The sequence below is a fragment of the Pseudomonas sp. P5_A12 genome (assembly GCF_056400685.1).
This window is the reverse complement of record NZ_JBFUKU010000013.1, coordinates 20342-39779: the sequence shown is the minus strand read 5'-3', so window position 1 is coordinate 39779 and position 19438 is coordinate 20342. Positions and strand designations below refer to the sequence as shown.

16 protein-coding genes are annotated in these 19438 nt (G+C 58.4%); 3 read left to right on the top strand and 13 right to left on the bottom strand.

What is annotated here, in order from left to right; genetic code table 11:
- Nucleotides 1–74: 74 nt before the first annotated feature.
- Complete coding sequence (locus AC1DSG_RS03690) at nucleotides 75–281, top strand: co-regulatory protein PtrA N-terminal domain-containing protein (RefSeq protein WP_477789643.1); 207 nt, start codon at nucleotides 75–77, stop codon at nucleotides 279–281.
- Between the two features lie 53 nt (nucleotides 282–334).
- Here the strand turns inward: AC1DSG_RS03690 and AC1DSG_RS03685 are convergent, their stop codons facing one another.
- The 6 genes from AC1DSG_RS03685 to AC1DSG_RS03660 all read right to left on the bottom strand — a co-directional run bounded on the left by AC1DSG_RS03685 (nucleotide 335) and on the right by AC1DSG_RS03660 (nucleotide 7374).
- Nucleotides 335–1084, bottom strand: coding sequence for a transporter family protein (locus tag AC1DSG_RS03685; RefSeq protein WP_477789642.1), 750 nt, complete (start codon nucleotides 1082–1084; stop codon nucleotides 335–337).
- Between the two features lie 102 nt (nucleotides 1085–1186).
- On the bottom strand, nucleotides 1187–2812 hold the full coding sequence (locus tag AC1DSG_RS03680) for a DUF5666 domain-containing protein (protein ID WP_477789641.1): 1626 nt from the start codon (nucleotides 2810–2812) through the stop codon (nucleotides 1187–1189).
- A complete protein-coding gene (locus tag AC1DSG_RS03675) occupies nucleotides 2809–3651 on the bottom strand; it encodes a DUF6502 family protein (protein WP_477789640.1) in 843 nt (280 codons plus the stop codon). Before AC1DSG_RS03675 ends, AC1DSG_RS03680 begins: the two co-directional genes overlap by 4 nt.
- 130 nt (nucleotides 3652–3781) lie before the next feature.
- Nucleotides 3782–4351: a hypothetical protein gene (locus AC1DSG_RS03670; protein WP_477789639.1), complete on the bottom strand. Its 570-nt coding sequence runs from the start codon at nucleotides 4349–4351 to the stop codon at nucleotides 3782–3784.
- Nucleotides 4352–4700: 349 nt separating this feature from the next.
- On the bottom strand, nucleotides 4701–6347 hold the full coding sequence (gene mqo / locus AC1DSG_RS03665) for a malate dehydrogenase (quinone) (protein WP_477789638.1): 1647 nt from the start codon (nucleotides 6345–6347) through the stop codon (nucleotides 4701–4703).
- A gap of 316 nt (nucleotides 6348–6663) precedes the next feature.
- On the bottom strand, nucleotides 6664–7374 hold the full coding sequence (locus AC1DSG_RS03660; protein WP_477789637.1) for a GNAT family N-acetyltransferase: 711 nt from the start codon (nucleotides 7372–7374) through the stop codon (nucleotides 6664–6666).
- Nucleotides 7375–7713: 339 nt separating this feature from the next.
- Between AC1DSG_RS03660 and AC1DSG_RS03655 the strand changes: the two genes are divergently transcribed.
- The gene (locus tag AC1DSG_RS03655; protein ID WP_477789654.1) at nucleotides 7714–11070 is read left to right on the top strand and encodes an Ig-like domain-containing protein; all 3357 of its coding nucleotides are present in this window, start codon (nucleotides 7714–7716) and stop codon (nucleotides 11068–11070) included.
- Nucleotides 11071–11130: 60 nt separating this feature from the next.
- Here AC1DSG_RS03655 and AC1DSG_RS03650 read toward each other — a convergent pair whose 3' ends face one another.
- The 3 genes from AC1DSG_RS03650 to AC1DSG_RS03640 all read right to left on the bottom strand — a co-directional run bounded on the left by AC1DSG_RS03650 (nucleotide 11131) and on the right by AC1DSG_RS03640 (nucleotide 13682).
- Nucleotides 11131–11490, bottom strand: coding sequence for a DUF6124 family protein (locus tag AC1DSG_RS03650; RefSeq protein WP_477789636.1), 360 nt, complete (start codon nucleotides 11488–11490; stop codon nucleotides 11131–11133).
- 423 nt (nucleotides 11491–11913) lie between these two features.
- On the bottom strand, nucleotides 11914–13041 hold the full coding sequence (locus AC1DSG_RS03645; RefSeq protein WP_477789635.1) for a GGDEF domain-containing protein: 1128 nt from the start codon (nucleotides 13039–13041) through the stop codon (nucleotides 11914–11916).
- A gap of 71 nt (nucleotides 13042–13112) precedes the next feature.
- Complete coding sequence (locus AC1DSG_RS03640; protein ID WP_477789634.1) at nucleotides 13113–13682, bottom strand: YceI family protein; 570 nt, start codon at nucleotides 13680–13682, stop codon at nucleotides 13113–13115.
- A 208-nt stretch (nucleotides 13683–13890) separates the two neighbouring features.
- Between AC1DSG_RS03640 and AC1DSG_RS03635 the strand changes: the two genes are divergently transcribed.
- Nucleotides 13891–14637 (top strand): SDR family oxidoreductase, encoded by a 747-nt coding sequence (locus AC1DSG_RS03635; protein WP_477789633.1) that lies wholly within the window; start codon nucleotides 13891–13893, stop codon nucleotides 14635–14637.
- A gap of 132 nt (nucleotides 14638–14769) precedes the next feature.
- On the opposite strand, the gene AC1DSG_RS03630 is transcribed toward AC1DSG_RS03635, so the two are convergent.
- The 4 genes from AC1DSG_RS03630 to arsJ all read right to left on the bottom strand — a co-directional run bounded on the left by AC1DSG_RS03630 (nucleotide 14770) and on the right by arsJ (nucleotide 19437).
- A complete protein-coding gene (locus AC1DSG_RS03630; RefSeq protein WP_477789632.1) occupies nucleotides 14770–15417 on the bottom strand; it encodes a hypothetical protein in 648 nt (215 codons plus the stop codon).
- A gap of 542 nt (nucleotides 15418–15959) precedes the next feature.
- Nucleotides 15960–16640 carry a phosphoribosyltransferase gene (locus tag AC1DSG_RS03625; protein WP_477789631.1) on the bottom strand — a complete coding sequence of 227 codons (681 nt, stop codon included), beginning with the start codon at nucleotides 16638–16640 and terminating at the stop codon, nucleotides 15960–15962.
- Between the two features lie 94 nt (nucleotides 16641–16734).
- Complete coding sequence (locus AC1DSG_RS03620) at nucleotides 16735–18093, bottom strand: MATE family efflux transporter (protein ID WP_477789630.1); 1359 nt, start codon at nucleotides 18091–18093, stop codon at nucleotides 16735–16737.
- 123 nt (nucleotides 18094–18216) lie between these two features.
- A complete protein-coding gene (arsJ, locus tag AC1DSG_RS03615) occupies nucleotides 18217–19437 on the bottom strand; it encodes an organoarsenical effux MFS transporter ArsJ (protein WP_477789629.1) in 1221 nt (406 codons plus the stop codon).
- Between the last annotated feature and the right edge of the window lies 1 nt (nucleotide 19438).

Here is a 19438-nt window from a genome sequence, read left to right as displayed (position 1 = left end):
GAACAAGGAAGTTCAGCTTTAGCAAACAAAACCCGCTGTTAGCAGTTCACAAAGTTTTACTTGAGGATACCCAAATGAAATCCATGAAAGCTCTCTTCGTAATCGCCGCTCTGACCGCTTCTTCTCTGGCGATGGCCACAGGTGGTGGTGACAAGACGTTCAATCGCATGGAGTCGGCCCGGAAAGCATCAATGGAAGTCTTTCAGGTTGCACAGAAACAGAAGGCTGAAGCCGCTGTAGCTCAAAGCAAAGCCAAGGCGGCCAATCACGCCAGTAGCTAATCGGTGTAGCGCGCCCCCAGGCTGACGGATATGCGTGGTCTCAAACTGGAGTATCAGAAAGCTTGGCTGAGCAACAATCCAGCCTCGCCATCCGGGCTGGCGTCGGAAAAGCCCTTGACGGCATACAACTGAAACTTCCAGTTCTGATTGAGCTTGTGCGTGAGGAAGAGAGTGAGTTCCTTGATCTGGTCACCCGTGGAAACGACCTTCTGCCGCCAGTCGTAGGATGCGCCCGCCGTGGTGCGCGCGAACACGGGTATGGCGAAGCCCAGGCCGGCGAATATCGGGTTGTCGAAGTCGGTGTCCGACGGATCGCCGTACTTTTTCCAACCCAAGGTAGCAAACCCGGTCACAGGGCCGAAGGCTTTGGCGACATCGACTTGGGCGGAGTAGTCGGTTTTGCCCGTGCCCAGGCACTCGTCTTCGTCAGCTGTGGGCAACTTGACCTTGCCGATCAGGTCCACGAACAGCCCGCCAACGCTACCGTCAAGCACCGCATAGTCGGCACCGGCGACCGTGTCGCCCAAACCGCTTTCCACTTTGCCGCAGCCACCGGGCAACGGATCGCCGTCAGGGCCGACCGAAGGATTGGTAATGCGCAGCCAGGGCACAGTGAGCTTGTAGGTCATGGGACCGGTTTCGTATTTGCCCACCAGCGGGACGTACCAGGTTTCGGACGTAGTACCAGTGCCATAGTCGCCCCGAGAGTAGTCGGTTCCGATCGAGGTCGTGAAGTTATCGGCCAAGGCTGGCAAGGCCAGGCTGGCAAGCAAACCGACGAGCAGGATGCGCTTGGGGCTCATGTTCACCTCGTGTCTTGCGTCATCGAAGTTCACACCCATGCTTTGTTGTGTGACTTACCCAGCCTAGTTACTAATGACGATAGTGCATCATGACTGCACTGTTTAATCCGTCTTGCCAGAGCGATCGACTTTCTCAACCTTCTCTACTTTCTCTACTTTCTCGACTTTCTCCACCCTCTCCACCTTCTCCACCTTCTCCACCTTCTCTACCTTCTCGACTTTCTCGACTTTCTCGACTTTCTCTACCTTCTCGACTTTTTCTGGTCGTTCAACTCTCTCGACTTTCTCCGGACGTCCGGCCTTTTCGACTTTCTCTATCTTTTCTACTTTCTCCATTTTCTCGACTTTGTCGGGTTGCTCGACCTTCTCGATACGCTCTGACTTGCCGGACTTGTCCACGCTTTCTTTCTTGTCGCCACCGCCATGACTGTCATTGCCCCCGTGGCGAATATTGTCGCCGACACTGTCTTCGCTCTCGGTGCGGCCGCTTCTGTCTCCGCCGGAGTTCCCCGAACTGCCGGAGTTGCCGGAACTGTTGGCGGCGCTCGAGTTGCTCGAACCACTTGAGTCGTCCGTGTTTTGCTCGTTGGTTCGGAGTCGCCCGTGCTGGTTGCTGGCTGGCGAATCGGAGCGCTCGCGGGGTAATTCGATACGCGTTGCCTGCACGTCCCGCGCGCCGGTGAACACGCCGTTGACCCGCACGCGTCGATCCAGCGCCAGCTCCGAAGGCTGCACACCGACAAACACGGTGTCGCGTGCCAGCGTCACATTAAAGCCACCGACCACCAAATGGCGGTCCTGCCGGCCCTGTACCAGGCCCTCGATCACCGCATTGTGTGCCCGGCCAATGAAGGGCAGGCTCGGGTCGGGGCGGCTTTGGGTCACGTCCAGCTCGCGACCGGACCACTGGCCGCGCACCAGCATTTCCTGCGCCGGGCCTGGGTGATTGCTGAGTTTGAGCCCCTGGAGATAGCCGCTGCGATCCACCGGGCCGATGGCACTGGCCTCCTTGAGGCCGGGCGCCCGGTCGATGCGGCTGGCCACCACTTCGCCACGAGCATCGCGCAGCCCGCTGACCCGTACCGGATCACCCGGGCGCAGACCAGCAGCGACTTGAGCTCCGCCGGCCAAGCGTACCGGTTGCCCCATGACACGCATGGGCATGGAGTCTCTAGGCAGGGCTGTCAACGGGCCTTCGTAGACGTGCAGGATAGAAATGCGCCCCGCCTCCAGACCTCGCTTGGAATTGAACGCTTCCACGGCAACCACTTGGCCTACTGCCAGCTGAGTGCTGGTAGTGGCAATGCCGTTCTCGCTGACCGGAACATTGTTGTTGAAGTGCACTTCCACGCCATTGACGCAGATAGAGGCGAACCCGGTGATGGTGCCAACAATGCCCGTGCCACCGACCCCACCGTTATCATTGCTGATGCCCGTGCCACCCACGCCGCCTGCAACGGCACCGGTGCCGCCAATGCCGCCAGGGCGCTTTTTCAGYGGTGCACCGGTACCGCCAATCCCGCCGTTGTCGGTGCTGACGCCGGTACCGCCCATGCCGCCAGGCGCTACCCCCGTGCCGCCGGTGCCCCCCGGAACCTGGAGGACCGGAACTTCGCTCATGCCCGCGTCATTCTGGCTTACACAGGCCGGGGCGGCTTGCAACACAATCGGAAGTCCGAGGCCCAGAGCGAGGGCAATTGCACGAAACAGGCGCAAATTGACGGTCATGGCTTAGGAGCCATCGGCGAATTGGGATCGGAAGCTTCAGTGTAGAAGTACAAGCCGACCGTGATGCGCTGGCGAGGTTCAAGGCTGGGCAGATCCCGGAATTCCAGGTCGGCGGCGAGCCGGTTGAAACTCAACAGGGCCTGCATTCCCTCGCTGGCAACGGCCTCGCGCAACGCCTCGACGCTCATCGGGGCCAGTGCGTCATAGTGGACGCTGCGTTCAAAAAAGGCCGGACCTTCGCTGGTCAGGTTGTGTACCGCAGCGCAGGCATGATCGTGCAGGTTGTGCCCCAGGTAAGCAGTTTTCTCATCGAAGCCCTTTTGTGGCACGAAGGCCTGGGCTTCGAGGTGCACGCACTCTTGTTCATCAAGGCGGACGACGCCCAGACGCAGCCACTCGTCCAACACCACCCGCGCTCTGATATCCGTGCTGACTTTCGCCACCAAGGCGTCAAAGGAGCGGTCGCCGCCGACACTGGCCAATCGAGGCAGTGGTGATGGCTGGCCGGCGTCGTTGCAAAAGGGCGCGTTGGTCCATGCGTTGACCAGTTGCGCACCGAAAGTGATGTTTTCCGGAAGCGTGGAAGAATCGGGGTCGCTGGTGTTGCGCAAGCGCCGCACATCCTTGCGGTGCACGCCGGTGAGCAGGCTGATGCGACTGTCGGTCGGTGCCTTGTCGTCCAGACGGAACTCACGGTCCGCTACTTCGACGAAAACCTCCTTGAGCAGGTCGGCAAACACCAGGTAGGTGACGCCTTTGCGCAGCATCAGGCGTACCAGCGGCCGCATGACATGTCGCAAGGCTTTGAGGAGCGAGGTGGGCAAGGTGGACGATTGCATTCAGCGCATTCCTGGACAGTTAACCCCAGTATAGCTACGTGGGAATTAATCCCATAAAAGCAGGCGCTTTTTTTGCCGCACCTCATACAAAACCGGTCTCCAGGGTTTTGCATGAGGTCATCAGGCCGCTTCAGCTCCGGCTGTTGTCGTCGCCGGGTTCGCCGCCAACATGGTTGCCATTGTCGTCACCAGGCTCACCGCCAACGTGGACGCCGTGGTCGTCACCAGCCTCGCCGCCAACGTGGACGCCGTGGTCGTCGCCAGGCTCACCGCCGACGTGGACGCCATGGTCGTCACCAGCCTCGCCGCGGGCGTGGTTGCCGTGGTCATCACCCGCTTCTGCATGGGTACCACTGCGACCGGAGTTCGAACTCCCAGAGCTGGCATGGCCTGAATTCCCGTTCCCATTCCCATGGTCGCTGCCGYTGTGTCCACCGTTGCCACCACTCCCACTGTTGCCGCCGTTCCCACTGTTACCGCCGTGGCCTCCACTGCCACCGCTCCCACTGTTGCCGCCATGGCCGCCACTGCCACCGCCGTTGCCACCACCACCACCACCACCACCACCACCACCACCATCCTTGGCATAGGCACTCGAGTCATGGGAAATGGAATCTGGTACCAAAACGATGGAAGCCGAGAGGACACCACCAATTGCCAGCGCCAGYAATCCTCTCTTGAAAAGCAGGTAAGTGTTCATCGTGCATTCTCCTGGTGATTTACCGCGAGCAGTGCCAACGCAATCAGCGTTGCAATCCGGGAGCGGCATGGGAGCAAACTGTCAGTTTCCAGTATCTCCTGAATTTTTAAGAGTGGGATTTTTTCCCACGCAATGTAAATTAGCCCTTTCTGGCTACAGGTCAACCCGCGCAGGAGAAAGCCGATCGACGGTTAGGGACACGGATGGAGATGGGGCTGCCCATGCGTTTTCACACAGCCTGGGCCGAAAGCAGTCATGTGGGCCGGATGAATCTGCCCTTTGAAAACCATGTCCCACAAAAAAGCCCACTGACCGTCACCGGTTCAGTGGGCTTTTATTAGCTCTCTGGTTACAGAGCCATATCAGTCGCAGCATTAGCCTTCGGTGCCTTACCCGCATCAGCCGGAGCAGCAGCCGGAGCCACCACCTGCCCCATCGCCGGCGGCGGAGTCAGTTCCAACACCTTTGCGGTGTAAGCCCACTCCTCAGCCACTTTCTCAGGATTGCCATTGAGCTGAGTGCCATAGCTCGGCACGATCTGGTGCAGTTTTTCCTGCCAGGCTGGCGAAGCCACTTTGTCTTTGAAGACTTTCTGCAGCACGGTCAGCATGATCGGTGCAGCGGTCGATGCGCCTGGCGAGGCGCCCAGCAGGCCGGCAATCGAGCCGTCAGCCGACGAAACGATTTCGGTACCGAGCTTCAACACGCCACCGGCGGCTTCATCACGCTTGATGATTTGCACGCGCTGGCCGGCTTGCCACAGGCGCCAGTCTTCGGCTTTGGCGTTCGGGAAGTATTCTTTCAGGGCGTTCATGCGGTCTTCATCCGACAGCATCAACTGACCTGCAAGGTACTCAACCAACGGGTATTCCTTGATGCCGACCTTGGTCATGGGCCACACGTTGTGCGTGGTGGTGGTGGTCAACAGGTCCAGGTACGAGCCTTCCTTGAGGAACTTGGTGCTGAAGGTCGCGAATGGGCCAAACAGGATGACGCGCTTGCCGTCCAGAACTCGGGTGTCCAGGTGCGGAACCGACATCGGCGGTGCTCCAACGGAGGCTTTGCCGTAGGCCTTGGCCAGGTGTTGTTCGGCGATGGTCGGGTTTTCGGTCACGAGGAACGAGCCGCCTACCGGGAAGCCTGCGTATTCCTTGGCTTCAGGGATGCCGGATTTCTGCAGCAGGTGCAGTGCACCGCCGCCTGCGCCGATGAACACGAACCTGGCGTCGGTTTYGGCTTTGCTGCCATCTTTCAGGTTTTTGTAGCTGACGCGCCAGGTGCCGTCTGCGTTCCTGGAGATGTCCTGCACTTCGCTGGACAGCTTCAAGTCGAAGTTGGGCGTGGTTTGCAGGTGCGCCACGAACTGGCGGGTGATCTCGCCGAAATTCACGTCAGTGCCGATCGGCGACCAAGTGGCCGCGACTTTCTGGTTCGGGTCGCGCCCTTCCATCATCAGCGGAACCCACTTCTTGATCACGTCAGGATCTTCGGAGTACTGCATGCCGGCGAACAGCGGGCTCGCTTGCAGGGCTTCGTAACGCTTTTTCAGGAACTTGATGTTGTCATCGCCCCACACAAAGCTCATGTGCGGTGTGGAGTTGATGAACGAACGCGGGTTCTTCAGCACGCCTTGCTGAACTTGCCAGGACCAGAACTGACGGGAGATCTGGAACGCTTCGTTGATTTCAACGGCTTTGGGGATCTGAACGTTGCCCTTGTCGTCTTCCGGGGTGTAGTTCAACTCGGCCAGGGCGGAGTGACCGGTACCAGCGTTGTTCCAGCCGTTGGAGCTTTCCAGGGCGACGCCGTCGAGACGTTCGATCATTTCCATCGAGGTGCCAGGTTCCAGCTCATTGAGCCAGACACCCAATGTTGCGCTCATGATGCCGCCGCCAATCAGCAGCACATCGACTTTCTTTGCCTCTTCCGCATGAACGGACGTGATCCCTATCGACAAAGCCAGCCCCAGCAGGGCCGTGTTCATTTTTTTAAACATCTGTTGCACCTATGATAAAACGCCATCCGCCCTTCCATCTTCACGACAAAACCCTTGCTTCACGGCATTCAGGCAGGATGTCGTGGGTGTTCGTGCATGATGATTGGAGGGTGGGCACACAAGGCCGACTGTCTGCGTCGACCCCAGTTATATGTCCCTACTGAACTGACTTCTTATCATTATTGGCTTCAGCTGCTTGAGCGACATTGATCCTGTCGGCACGTCTGCGGGACGGGCCAACTGAACAGGTCAAACCAAGTTGGCGCGCAGAATATCACGGCTCGACGACCGTGCGCTCCCGAAAGGACTTACGGGTCTAGTCCAGACGCGGCTCGTTCGCCGCGTTCTGGCCCAAACGATTCAGCACAAACACCTTGGCGTTGCGGGTCATCTGGTCCAGATGCCGGTCGCGTTGCTTCTCGGCATCGATCATTGCGCGCTTGCCGTGTTTTTGCAGCAAGTAGTGATGGATCTGCCGAACCTCTAAAGAACTGTAGATCGAGGCCACATCCAGGAGGCCCATCAAACCTTCACTGCTGTAGTCGCGGGTGTTCATCAGCACTTGCGTGCCGCGTACGCCCAACACCTGATAGCCCATCGATTCGAACCACGGCACCTTGGCGACGGCGCAGGTCAACTCGGCGTGCGGGTAGCGGTGGATCATGTCTTGCAGCATGGCCCGCGCGACACCTTGACGACGATGGCTCGCGTCGACTGCCATGTAGGCCACACCGCACGCCTGGGGATCGTCTTTGATCGGCAGGTACAGCAGGAACCCGATGACCTTCGACGGGTCTTCATCGTCGGTGGCGACGATCAACTCGACCGCAATCCCCTTCTCCCCATTGAGCGCTTCCAGGTACAGGTGCACTTCGAAGCCGACCGTGTATTGGTACACGTTGTACAGCGGATTGCTCGGCGCAATGCCGACCATGCTGATGTCGGTCAGGTTATCGACGACCAGTTGCAGAATCTGGCTGTTGATGTGCTCCGGGCACGGGGCTGCGAAGTGGGTGAGTTGGGGCATTGAAATTCTGACTCCGGGATAAGGCTTACTGGGCATCGGCCCGGGTATTGTCACAGATTGATCGCCTCGCTGCTGCTGCCAGCGGCTACAGGGGTTGTCGCGAATAGAACACTTGATTCCCCAACAATGAGGAATTCCCCCCCAGTTTTACGCACTTTTCCCCAATGCCGGGATAACCCATTTGTTTGTTACATGACTTTTCTACTAAGACTTTGGTCTGATTGCGCTCATGGCTCAGCTTTTGCTTCGGCCAAAGTGCGAGTGCCATCACCGTGGCATGCCCCAATGAGAACAATCATGAACAGCTCAGTCCCTGCGAACAAGTCATTCGGCTATTCCATGGCGCAGGGCATTACTTCGGTGGTGATGATCACCTTCAGTGTGACCACCCTGAACGCTGCCCCCATCGATGATGTCGGACAACCACCACCCACCGATCCCTCAGCGTACATCAACCAGCCGGCTGATCCCGCCGCTGCGCTGGGAGCACTGAAGACCATGCCGGAGGCGAACCAGGGTTCATATGCCCTGCCCAACGGTATGTATGGCAACAAGGACACGACCCGCACCGAAAACGTGTTGCCACCTGCGGTACAAACGACGTTCAACTTCCCCACGAATGGCAAGCCCAGCCCCCTGTTTGGCGCTCAACCGTTCACCCAGCAATTGCTGCTGTTCGAGGAATTTGGCACTGAAAAGCTCGACCCGAGCCTGCCGCAACCGCCGCTGTCGTTCCCCGTGCCGCTCGCCGGCCCGGCGCCCCAGCAGGACCCGAACAGCATCGCCCGCAGCGTCCCGTCGAGTGCCGCGCTGGATGCGTTCATGCGCCAGCCGGGGCTGTATCCGTTCCCGTCGCAATACTCCAATGTGCTGGACCGCAACCCGTGGAAGTCGCAGATCGAAGCCTTCCTCAACCGCCATCCGGTCGGCTCGCCCGCCGAAGGCCGTCCACCGGGAAAAGGCTGGTCGCATCAGCGCTGGAACGAGTTCTACCCGCAGGTCGATTTCAAGACCGTGCAAGCCGGCGCACGGACCAACCTGGGCATGCGTGACCGCAAGCAATTGCACAACTACGCCAAGGGTGAATTTGCCCCCGGCGGGCTCTATTACCAAACCTCGGATATTCCGGCTACCGCTGGCACCACCAAGGGCATCGACGCGCGTTTCCACCCGAAAATGCCGGTGCAAAACTACAAGTCTCTGTGGACCTTCGACGGCACCTTTCCGGTAAAACTGCTGATGGTCCGATACGGCCAACCGGTGCTGATGCGCCACTACAACGCGCTGCCGATCGACCCGGCGGCCAATGCCGGTTTCGGCTTGCATACCCTCACCACCCACGAACACAACGGGCACTCCCCGGCGGAAAGCGATGGTTATGCCAACGCGTTTTTCTTTCCGGGGCAGTATTACGATTATCGCTGGCCGATCCAGCTGGCCGGTTACGACACCATCAACACCACGGCGCAGGATCCGCGCGCGGCATTCCCTTGCGAGCCCGGCGAAACCCTGTACGTCAACGACGCCAGTCCCGGGCTGAAAACCTGCGACAACGGCAAAATCAGGATTCGTGGCGACTGGCGCGAAACCATGAGCACCCACTGGTTCCACGACCACATGCTCGATTTCACCGCACAAAACGTCTACAAGGGCAACGCGGTGATGATGAACTACTACAGCGCCCTGGATCGCGGTAACGAGGCGATCGAAGACGGCGTCAACTTGCGCTTCCCCAGTGGTTCAGCAATGCCGTGGGGTAACCGTGACTACGATGTGAACCTGATGATTGCCGACAAGGCCTGGGACGCCAACGGCCAGTTGTGGTTCAACCCGTTCAACACCGACGGCTTTCTCGGGGATCAGGTACTGGTCAACTGGCAGTACCAACCGGTGCTGAAAGTACGGGCGCGCAGCTATCGGTTCCGTGTCCTCAATGGCTCGGTGTCTCGCTACTTCAGAATAGCGCTGGTACGGCAGATCAGCGGCAACGGCGGTGAATTTCCGGGCCCGGCAGGCTCAGGGGTTTCCTACAATCGCGTGCCGTTCCACATGATCGCCAACGACGGCAACATCATGGCGCACAGCCTGCCTTTCGACGGCAGCATGGACATGGATGGCGACGGTGACTTTCAGAATCACAACGCCATTCTGCCGGTCCAAGGCATCGCCGAACGCTACGACATCATTGTCAACTTTGCGAAATACGGCATCAGCACCGGCGACAAACTGTTCTTCGTCAACCTGATGGATCACCAGACCGGTAAAGGCCCGGAGAAAATACCCCTGTCGCTGGCCGACGTGCTGTCCGAAAAATACAAAGCGGTGCTCAAGCTAACCAGTACTGGCCTGAAATGGGACAACGGCGATCCGGCAGTGGGCAAGTTTCTGGAATTTCTGGTACAGCCTTACTCCGGTCAGGACCTGAGCATGGACCCGGTCGCCTATGAGCCGGCCAAACCCGGCAAACCCGCCGGCAAGATCATGATCCCGCTGACCATTGATCGCGATAACCCGACCGATCAGGCCAAACTCACCGCTGCGCGCCATCGTGAGTTCATTTTCGGACGTTCCGACGGCACCGATCTAGCGCCGTGGACGATCAAGACCGATGGCGGTTTCGGTTACAGCATGGACCCACGCCGGCTGGATGCCGCACCGCAATTGGCCAACGGCCCGACGGACGCAGGTTTCTCCGGCGACGGCACCCTCGAAGTATGGAAAATCAAGAACGGCGGTAACGGCTGGACCCACCCGGTCCATGTGCATTTCGAAGAAGGCGTTGTTCTCAAGCGCGATGGCAAGGCACCACCGGATTGGGAGAAATGGGCACGCAAGGACGTCTATCGCATTGGCGAAGGCGTCGACAGTTCACAAGAGGTTGAAGTGGCAATCCGCTTCCGCGAGTTCGCCGGCACTTACATGGAGCACTGCCACAACACCCAGCATGAAGACAACGCGATGCTGTTGCGCTGGGATATCGAGCATCCGGGCCAGTTCCAGTTGATGCCAACACCCTTGCCAGGTTGGGACGGTGTGACCTACGTCGCCTCCGTGGCACTGCCTACCTTCCGCACCGGCAATGACGGTACCAATAACGATGGAGACAACCAAAAACCCGTAGCCAACCCCGAAAGCGCCACCGCTAGCAACGGCCAGCCGCTGACCATCAACGTGCTGGCCAACGACACCGACCCTGACGGTAACGTGCCACTTAAAGTAGTGGAGCTGAACCAGCCGGATTCCGGTAAAGGCGTGGTCAGCACCGACGGCTTGCGGGTGATCTACACCCCACCGGCCATCGTCCCCGCACCGTTCACCGCGACCTTCACCTATCGCGCCAGCGATGCCAAGGACGCGAAGTCGGACCCGGCGACGGTGTCCGTCAATGTCACCGCTGCAGCGGCCAACGAGACTCTGGCGGTCACCAGCGCTTTCGTCACCGTTCGTACCGACAATCGCTACACCTGGGATATTTCCGGGACCACCACGCGTTTTGCCGGCAACACCGTGACGGTGACCGCGTCCAGTACCACCGGGCCGCTTAATCTGGGCAAGGCCACGCTCACGCAAGTCGGTACGGGTGCGAAGTGGCGAGTGTTGGTGGCGACCTCCGGTGCCGGACCGGCGCCAAACGCGACCATCACTGTCACGTCTGCGTTTGGCAAGACGATAACGGTGCCGATCAGCGTGCGTTGAAGCGGCATCGACAGGCGCCCCTGTGGCGAGGGAACTTGCTCCCTCGCCACAGGACAGCGGTTACACGGGTGGCTCAATCGTATCCAGCACCCGGTTTGCCGTGATTTCCGCCACCATGATGCTGTTTGAAATACCCAGCAGGGCGTAGCGCGATTCACCCTCTAGATGATCCACCAACTGATGGACCATCACATCGACCGAGGCCAGCGTCTCGACCAAAAAAACCGCCAGGGTTTCGGTAGTGGCCGCAGGGTCCACGGAAAACAGAGTACTGCGCGTTCGCGCGGTGGCTTTGATGTCGGCATTCGACGGAAAGTGGAAGTTCAGAGCCCGCTCGGCGGCCTCATTGAGTTTTTTTGAATCGGGTTCGTACGGGGACACTGGATCGGTGTCTGGTGGGTTGGGCGTTACTTTGAACATAAGCTTGCTTCCGTGATTGGGCGCCAACCCTCCTGCGACTAAACGAGAGGGAGGCAGCTGTACGCAGGTTAGTCGACCGGGGAAGCTAGCAAAGCCGGCGCGCCCAAAGGCGCCCTGCGCACAACTGCCATCAAGTGCAGGCATGGGAATACCTGACTGACAAGCGCTTGTGCACCTTACTTATAACCCCGGGCGACTAAACCCGATCACTGATGGGCAGTGACGGGAATCAGGTTACTGAGCGAGCCCAAGGCGCACAAGCCGGCGGATTCTGGCGTAGCCGTAGGCAACGGCGCAAGGTTTTGTAGCTTTCAGGACGTAACTTTGAAGGCGTTTAAACAAACCCCTTCCACAGATGTTTAACAGGCAGACGAACACTTCCTGCACGCTTCGAAACCTTGTTCGTTCAGGCCCGACCTGCCCTTACTCTGAAACAGCCACCTGATTACGCCCGCGGGCCTTGGCCCGATAAAGCGCTTTGTCCGCATTGTTCATCAAACGTTGCAGATCATTGTCGTGGAACTCCATGGAAGCGATACCGAGACTGGCGGATATGCGGTGGACAGGGCCGGACATCAAACCACCGATAGACTGGATCAGTTGCTCGGCCAGATTCAGGGCGACTTCAATGGACGTGTCCGGCAGCAGGATGGCGAACTCCTCGCCACCCAACCGGCCGTAAACGTCCTTTTCGCGAAAACAGCCGCTGATGACGATACCCATTTGACGCAATACCTGGTCGCCGACCTGATGACCGTAGGTGTCGTTGATGTGCTTGAAGTGATCCATATCCAGCATCACCACGCACAGTGGCAACCGTTTGTGTTGGCAATCATTGAACAATTGCTGCGCGCGCTCAAAAAAAGCCCGGCGGTTTTTCAACCCGGTGAGTTCATCGGTTTGTGCGGCGAGTGTGGAAGTGCGGTGCGCCTGTTCCATTTCACGGGTCAGGCGGAAAGCTGTTTCCAGGGCTTCGGACATTTTACTAGTCGCGTTGACGACAAATGAGGCGAACACAATGACCGCCAGCGCCATGCCGGATTGCAGGGTCGACGGTTGAAACAACAGCCACGTGGTACACGGCAACAACACCAGGCCAATCGACGCTAACGTCATGTACCGATAGGACGAGTAACACGACACCGCACTGACCGACATGCCGACGGCGAAGAGCATGACCAGCGACTGGGCCAGCAGGTCGTCTGCAGGTATGACCGCCAAAGCGCCTGCGCCCCAGATACCGGCAGATAACATCAGCGTTACCCAATAGGTCCGCTCCCAGCGTTGAGGTGTGCGCTGACTTTCCGGGCTACGAAAATAGACAATAAACATCAGGATGCGCAGCAACGACGAGGCGCTTAGCAGGACAACCCAGCCGTACACGACGCGGTGATCAATACGCCCCCAGCACAGCCAACACAGCATGATCGCCGCCAGGTAACTGCCGAACACCGCCGACACGGATTGATGGAATAGCTGGCGCAATCGGTCACCACGCACTTGCGCTGAGATGAATGAATCCTGATCGCGCCGAAATCCTGGGCCACCCATTTGATCCTCCTGATCATGATGCTGTGCCAAAAATCGATTGTGACACCCAGCCACCCGGGTAAACAAACGTATTACTGCTGCGGCGCAACCATCTTGAACCGGATATTGATGTCGTCGGAAACGACGGCATCGGCATATTCACCGTCGCCGACTTTGAAGTCGCTTCGCTTGAGCGTTAACTGGCCATCGAAGATTCCGACGGCGTTCCCCGCTTTCAGGTGGACCGGAACCGCTACCTCGCGAGTGACGCCTCTGAGCGTCAGCCTGCCGATGATTGTGTACTTGTCGTCACCAAGGGCTTTCACGTCGGTCGATTCAAAGGTTGCCACGGGATAAGCCGCCGAATCGAACCACGCCGGCTTTTGCAATTCAGCGTTGGCATCACTGCTGCCGGCATCAATGCTGTCGAGCTGGATAGAAAGCGACGCATGGGCCGCGGCGGGGTTGGCCGTGTCGAAATCAAGCCTGGCTTCAAACTTGCCAAACGTGCCGTACACCCGCGAACTGAACTGGTTGTACGTGAAGGAGATTTTGCTCGCAGCCTGATTGACCTGCGTGTACTGGACAGCTTGCGCGCAGGGCAAGACGCCAACAGTCAGCAAGGCAGCCAGAACAGCGAGCCGCGGGAATCGAACAATCATGGGATTCTCCGGTCAAGGCGTCCGGTCATGAGCTGAAACGCCCGCACACCTACGCTACCGATAGGAGGACTAAAGCAAAGAACGACCAATTCTTCCACCTGCCGTGGCGACTTGCGACCACCTGTCGGCCAATCCGGATCAGCGTCCGATCCTGCCACCTTTGCGGGTGTTTAATAATTGCTGCACTCACCACGGCGGGAGACTGGACATGAAGATCGTCGTCATCGGAGGTACCGGGCTGATCGGCAGTAAAGTCTGCCAGAATTTGCAGGATCTGGGCCATGAAGCCTTCGCGGCGTCACCGAGTACCGGCGTGAATGTCATCAGCGGCGAAGGGCTGACGCAGGCGTTGAAAGGCGCCGACGTGGTGGTCGACGTCGCGAACTCACCCTCTTTCGAAGACCACGCGGCGTTGCATTTTTTTGAAACCGCCGGGCACAACCTGTTGGCGGCGGAAAAGCTCGATGGCGTCAAACACCATGTGGCCCTGTCGGTCGTCGGCACGGAACGGATGCTCGACAGCGGTTACTTCCGGGCAAAAATGGCGCAGGAAACACTGATCAAAAAGTCGGGCATTCCCTACACCATTTTGCGGGCTACGCAGTTCTTTGAGTTTATCCATGCCATTGCCCACTCCGGGCGTGAAGAAGGCGACACCATTCACTTGACGTCCGCTGCGTTGCAACCGGTGGCCTCGGCGGATGTTGCGCAGGCATTGACAGCTATCGCGCTGAAAGCGCCTGTCAATCAGACCGTCGAAGTGGCGGGGCCTGATAACCGCCCTCTCGTCGAATTCGCAAGCGACTACCTGAAACACACCAACGACCCGCGCCAACCTGTAGCGGACGACACGGTTCCTTACTTTGGTGCGCCGATCAATGACCAGTCGCTGACACCGGGCGCCAACCCCATCGTCGGTGCTACGCGGTTTCAGGACTGGCTAAAGTTTCACTAGGCGCCCATGCCACGGTGAGTGTGGCTGCAAAAAAAAACGACCTCCTTGATGCTGGCATTAGTTGCCCTGCACAAAGGAGGTCGCTTCTGTCAGGCTCCGAACAAGCCTGTAAGGTCTAATCGCTTGACCGACTTAACAAGCGGCTGCGAATGTCCGCGGGGACGCAATTGCGTAGTCCGGTTGTTTCGCTCGTTGAGTCAACGCAAACATCATCAGGAAACCCAGTGCAATCAACACCGGATAAGCCATCAATAGTTCAGTCAGGGAATACTTCCAGGCCAGCGGACGCCCGACTCCCAACATGGCCGCGTACATCCAGGACACTGCCGACAGTGAGCCGCAGAACAGCGCCATCATCCGGGCGCTGAACCCGAGATTGAGCAATGAGCCGGCCTTTTGCAGAGCAGGCAGTACCAGGCGATGCAACACGATACCGTTGTACGTCAGCAAGGCGACAATAATGACTTTGGCTTGAAGCTTTGGATTCATAAAGTAGTTCATGCCTTTGTCCAGGTAATCAATACCGATGATCGCAGCACCGGTTACCCACAAGGCTATCAACGCAATAAAGACAGATTTCTGCAGACTTTCCATGTGAGCATTATCATGCTCCGTAAATGTTTTTCGCTTAAATAGATCTCTCACCATCGCAATATCACTGGTCAACACCAAACCAATGGCGACACAACACGCAACTAAATGGACATAAATAACGCCCAATCGCAAGAACTCCATGAATTCTTTGTTTTCTATCAGGCTCATAATTGTATTTATCGCCACGGTACGCTCTCCACCTTATTCGACAGTACTGATCGATGCTCCACAGGTTATGTATTTATTCAAAAATACCTGTTCGATCTTACTGATTCAAGATAAGCCAAATCGTAGACTTGGCACGGCCATGATCATTAATTCGCTAAGCGAACCAACGATCTGCTTAAGTGTTTCTCCCGGGTTTAAGTGAAAAAAAACCCCCATAGCATTCAATGCACATGAGGTTCACTTTTCCACTTCTTTACTACGGATTCTGGCGCAGGTCATGAATGACTGCTGAAGAATGAGAGCCCCAGAATACCCGAATGTTCATTTTTTGAGCGCACTACCGACAAACGGTAGTTAGAATTTGTGACTTATCGCGTCGATACTAAGTCAGCAACTTCCCTGATAGGCCCATGACAACTGGCCTGCTTAATTTACATAGACTTCACAATAAACTTTTTGGATCCATTAGTTATCCACCCTGCCAAGGCGCGTGTAATAGCGAGCAAATCGCATTCAGGACACAACAACTAAAACAGTCATACTTTTTACGTTGGCAACTCTCAGGGTGGATCGGCGCAGTCCTCTTTCTCCCAGGCCCGTTGCAACAACCTGATGACTTCTGCATCCGACGTCTGGGAAAAATCCATGTACCAATGACCAATCGACATCAGCCACTCAGGCATGAGCGGACAGATCAATTCATCCACCTCACTGCGCAACGCCTCGACCGTCTCGGGTGGCCCAACCGGCACCGCGACCACGATGCCAGACGGCGCATGCACCCGCGCCGCGTGAATCGCCGCCATCATCGAGGCGCCTGTCGCCAGACCATCGTCGATCAGAATCACCACTTGATCCTTGAGTTGCACCGACGCGCGCGCTCCCCGGTAAACCTGCTCGCGCCGCAACAGCTCCCGCGTCTCCCGGGCGACCACCGCATCGAATGCGACCTTATCAATCGGATGCGCCCGCAAAGCCTGTTCATTGAGAATCTGGATGCCGCCACTGGCTATCGCGCCCATGGCGAACTCCTCGTGCGACGGTACACCGAGCTTGCGCACCAGCATCAGGTCGAGGCGAACGTCCAGCGCCGTGGCCACCTCATAGGCTACCGGCACGCCACCACGGGGCAAGGCGAGGACGATCACTTCCGGGCGATGGGCATAGGCGAGCAACGGCGCCACCAGACGCCGACCGGCCGCTGCACGGTCCTGCAAAACGATGTTCGATGGGGGACTCATTCGAAAACCTCCTCAGGCGATCACGCCCGTCGGTTTCATCACGCAGTCCCAGAGAATTGTCGGCCTGACGCTGGCCGACATCAAGCGGCGCCGCTTACACCAATCGCTGGATTTTCTGATGCCGCCAAACAAAGCGGTAATACGCGGTCTGCAACGCCAGCATCCCCAGATACGCCACCGGGAATGCCATCCACACGCCCGGCAAACCAAAATACCCGTCCAGCACATACGCCACCGGCAACTGCACCAGCACCACGCAAAAAATCGACACCGCCATCGGCACCAACACCGTGCCGCTGGCGCGCATGATGCCGCCGACAATCGCCTGGAAGCCAAACACCAACAGACTCCAGAGCATGATGTGCAACAAGTGCTCGGCCATTGCCCGCGTCGAGTCATCCGTCAGGAACAGCCCCAGCAACCAGTGCGACAACAGGTAACCCAGCAGCACCAACCCGCCGGTCAGGCACACATTGATCAGCAGCCCCGTGCGCAAAATCGGCCCCATGCGTTCCAGGCGCCCTGCCCCAATCGCCTGGGCCCCGAGAATCGACGCCGTGATCGCAATCGACAGCGCCGGAAACTGCACGTAATTGACGATCTGCGTCACAGCCCCATACGCCGCCGTCGCCTGCGAACCGTGCTGGTTCACCAGCGCCAGAATCACCAGCTCCGATACCGACAACACCACCATCTGCAAGCCTGTCGGCAAGCCGATGCGCAACACCTTGCCAAGAATCACCGGATCCAGCTTCATCGCCGCAAACATTTCCCGATCCGGCGCCAACGGATGCCCCTTGCGAATCAATCGCCACGCCAGCCACCCCATCGCCGACAAGTTACCCGCCAACCCGGCATACGCCGCACTCTGAATCCCCATCATCGGCAACCCGAACCACCCACGAATCAACGCCGGCGTCAGCGCCAACCCGATACAGGTCGACACCACCAACGCGATCAGCGGCGACAGCGTGTCGCTCACGCCGCGCAACAGTTGGGTAAATAGCACGTAGACCAGCAGCGACGGCATGATCCACATCATCACGTGGGCGTAGGACACCGCGTCGTCCAGCACATCGGCCGGCGTGCCCAAACCCTGCAGGGCTGGCCTGGCGAACACACTGCCCAGCACCGCGGCGGACAGACCGATCATTGCGCCCAACAGCAAGGTGGTCGCGGCAATGGTCTTCACCAGATGCGACTCGCGCGCGCCCCAGGCCTGGCCGATCAACACACTGGCCCCCGCGCCCAAGCCGATCACCAAGGCGATGAAGAAGAAAACGATGGGGAACATGCCTGACACGGCCGCCAGGGCCTGGGTGCCGAGCATCTGGCCGATATAGATGCTGTTGACGGTGCCTGACATGGATTGGAGGAAATTCGACAGGACCATCGGGGCGAGGAAAAGCAGGTAGGTTTTCCAAAGTGGGGTTGATTGGGTGGGGGTCTGCATGGAGGGGCCGTCTCGGGCTGGGGCGCGGTTTGAGGATTCTACGCCAGGCCAGTGATATCCGGCCGCTCTTGTTCAGGGGATTTGCAGAGCCTGGCCCGTCATGCCTGCTATCGCGCGAAGCAGTTATTCACTCAGCGCGTGACGGGGCAATGCAATTGAAATCAACGCTGCAAGCAGCACGAATGCACTCGATATCCATAGACACGCCCCTAGCCCGGACACCTGGTAAACCCAGCCGGATAGCACCGTGCCGATCAACCGCCCCAAGGCGTTCGACATGTAATAAAACCCCACATCCAGCGACACGCCGTCTTCCTTGGCGTAAGACACGATCAGGTAGCTGTGCAGCGACGAATTCACCGCGAACAGCACGCCAAACACCATCAGCCCACCCAGCAGCACTACTTGTTGCGACAGGCCGGTGTTCAGCCCGAGAGCAATGGCCGCAGGCAGGCCCGCCAGTGCAAGTGCCCAAAGAAACGCTGCACGACCATCCGGCACGTGCCCACGCTTCTTTCCGGTGATGTTGGGCGCGAAGGATTGCACGATGCCGTAGCCAATCACCCAGGCCGCGAGAAACCCGCCAACCTTCCAGAAGTCCCAGCCGAAGACACTGCTCAGGTACACCGGCAAGGCCACCACGAACCAGACATCACGGGCACCGAACAGGAACATCCGCGCTGCCGAGAGGATATTGATCGCCCGGCTCTTGGACAGGATGTCGCGAAATTTTGGCTTGGCTTTGGCCTTGCCCAAGTCCTTCTTCAACAGGATCAAGCTGCTGATCCAGATCAGCGCCAGGACACCCGCCATCGCCAACAATGCGCCTTTGAAGCCGATCAAGGCCAGCAAGGCTCCGCCGAGAAAGAAGCCGACACCCTTGAGTGCGTTCTTCGAGCCGGTGAGGATCGCCACCCACTGGTAGAGCTTTCCCTGCTGCCCATCCGGAACCAGCAGCTTGATCGAGCTCTTCGCGCTCATCTTGTTCAGGTCTTTGGCAATCCCCGACAGTGCCTGCGCGCCCATCACCCATGGGATGGTCAGCCAGGCGACAGGAACCGTCAGCATCAGCAGCGCCGCGACCTGGAGGCCCAGCCCGATGTTCATGGTTCGGTTCAGACCCAGTCGGGCGCCGAGGTAGCCACCCACCAGGTTAGTGATCACGCCAAAGAGTTCGTAGAACAGAAACAGCGCCGCGATTTGCAGTGGGCTGTAGCCCAGCGCGTGAAAGTGCAGTACCACCAACATGCGCAAGGCGCCGTCGGTGAGGGTAAAGGCCCAATAATTACCGGTCACGAGCAGGTACTGCCGAACTTGTGGCGCGAGGGCTGACAACGCTTTCATG

What these genes read in the sequence shown, in the direction of transcription:
- AC1DSG_RS03690 (WP_477789643.1), top strand. Translation starts at nt 75, where the DNA reads ATGAAATCCATGAAAGCTCTCTTCGTAATCGCCGCTCTGACCGCTTCT.
- AC1DSG_RS03685 (WP_477789642.1), bottom strand. Translation starts at nt 1,084, where the DNA reads ATGAGCCCCAAGCGCATCCTGCTCGTCGGTTTGCTTGCCAGCCTGGCC.
- AC1DSG_RS03675 (WP_477789640.1), bottom strand. Translation starts at nt 3,651, where the DNA reads ATGCAATCGTCCACCTTGCCCACCTCGCTCCTCAAAGCCTTGCGACAT.
- AC1DSG_RS03660 (WP_477789637.1), bottom strand. Translation starts at nt 7,374, where the DNA reads ATGCCCCAACTCACCCACTTCGCAGCCCCGTGCCCGGAGCACATCAAC.
- AC1DSG_RS03655 (WP_477789654.1), top strand. Translation starts at nt 7,714, where the DNA reads ATGGCGCAGGGCATTACTTCGGTGGTGATGATCACCTTCAGTGTGACC.
- AC1DSG_RS03650 (WP_477789636.1), bottom strand. Translation starts at nt 11,490, where the DNA reads ATGTTCAAAGTAACGCCCAACCCACCAGACACCGATCCAGTGTCCCCG.
- AC1DSG_RS03645 (WP_477789635.1), bottom strand. Translation starts at nt 13,041, where the DNA reads ATGGGTGGCCCAGGATTTCGGCGCGATCAGGATTCATTCATCTCAGCG.
- AC1DSG_RS03640 (WP_477789634.1), bottom strand. Translation starts at nt 13,682, where the DNA reads ATGATTGTTCGATTCCCGCGGCTCGCTGTTCTGGCTGCCTTGCTGACT.
- AC1DSG_RS03635 (WP_477789633.1), top strand. Translation starts at nt 13,891, where the DNA reads ATGAAGATCGTCGTCATCGGAGGTACCGGGCTGATCGGCAGTAAAGTC.
- AC1DSG_RS03625 (WP_477789631.1), bottom strand. Translation starts at nt 16,640, where the DNA reads ATGAGTCCCCCATCGAACATCGTTTTGCAGGACCGTGCAGCGGCCGGT.
- AC1DSG_RS03620 (WP_477789630.1), bottom strand. Translation starts at nt 18,093, where the DNA reads ATGCAGACCCCCACCCAATCAACCCCACTTTGGAAAACCTACCTGCTT.
- arsJ (WP_477789629.1), bottom strand. Translation starts at nt 19,437, where the DNA reads ATGAAAGCGTTGTCAGCCCTCGCGCCACAAGTTCGGCAGTACCTGCTC.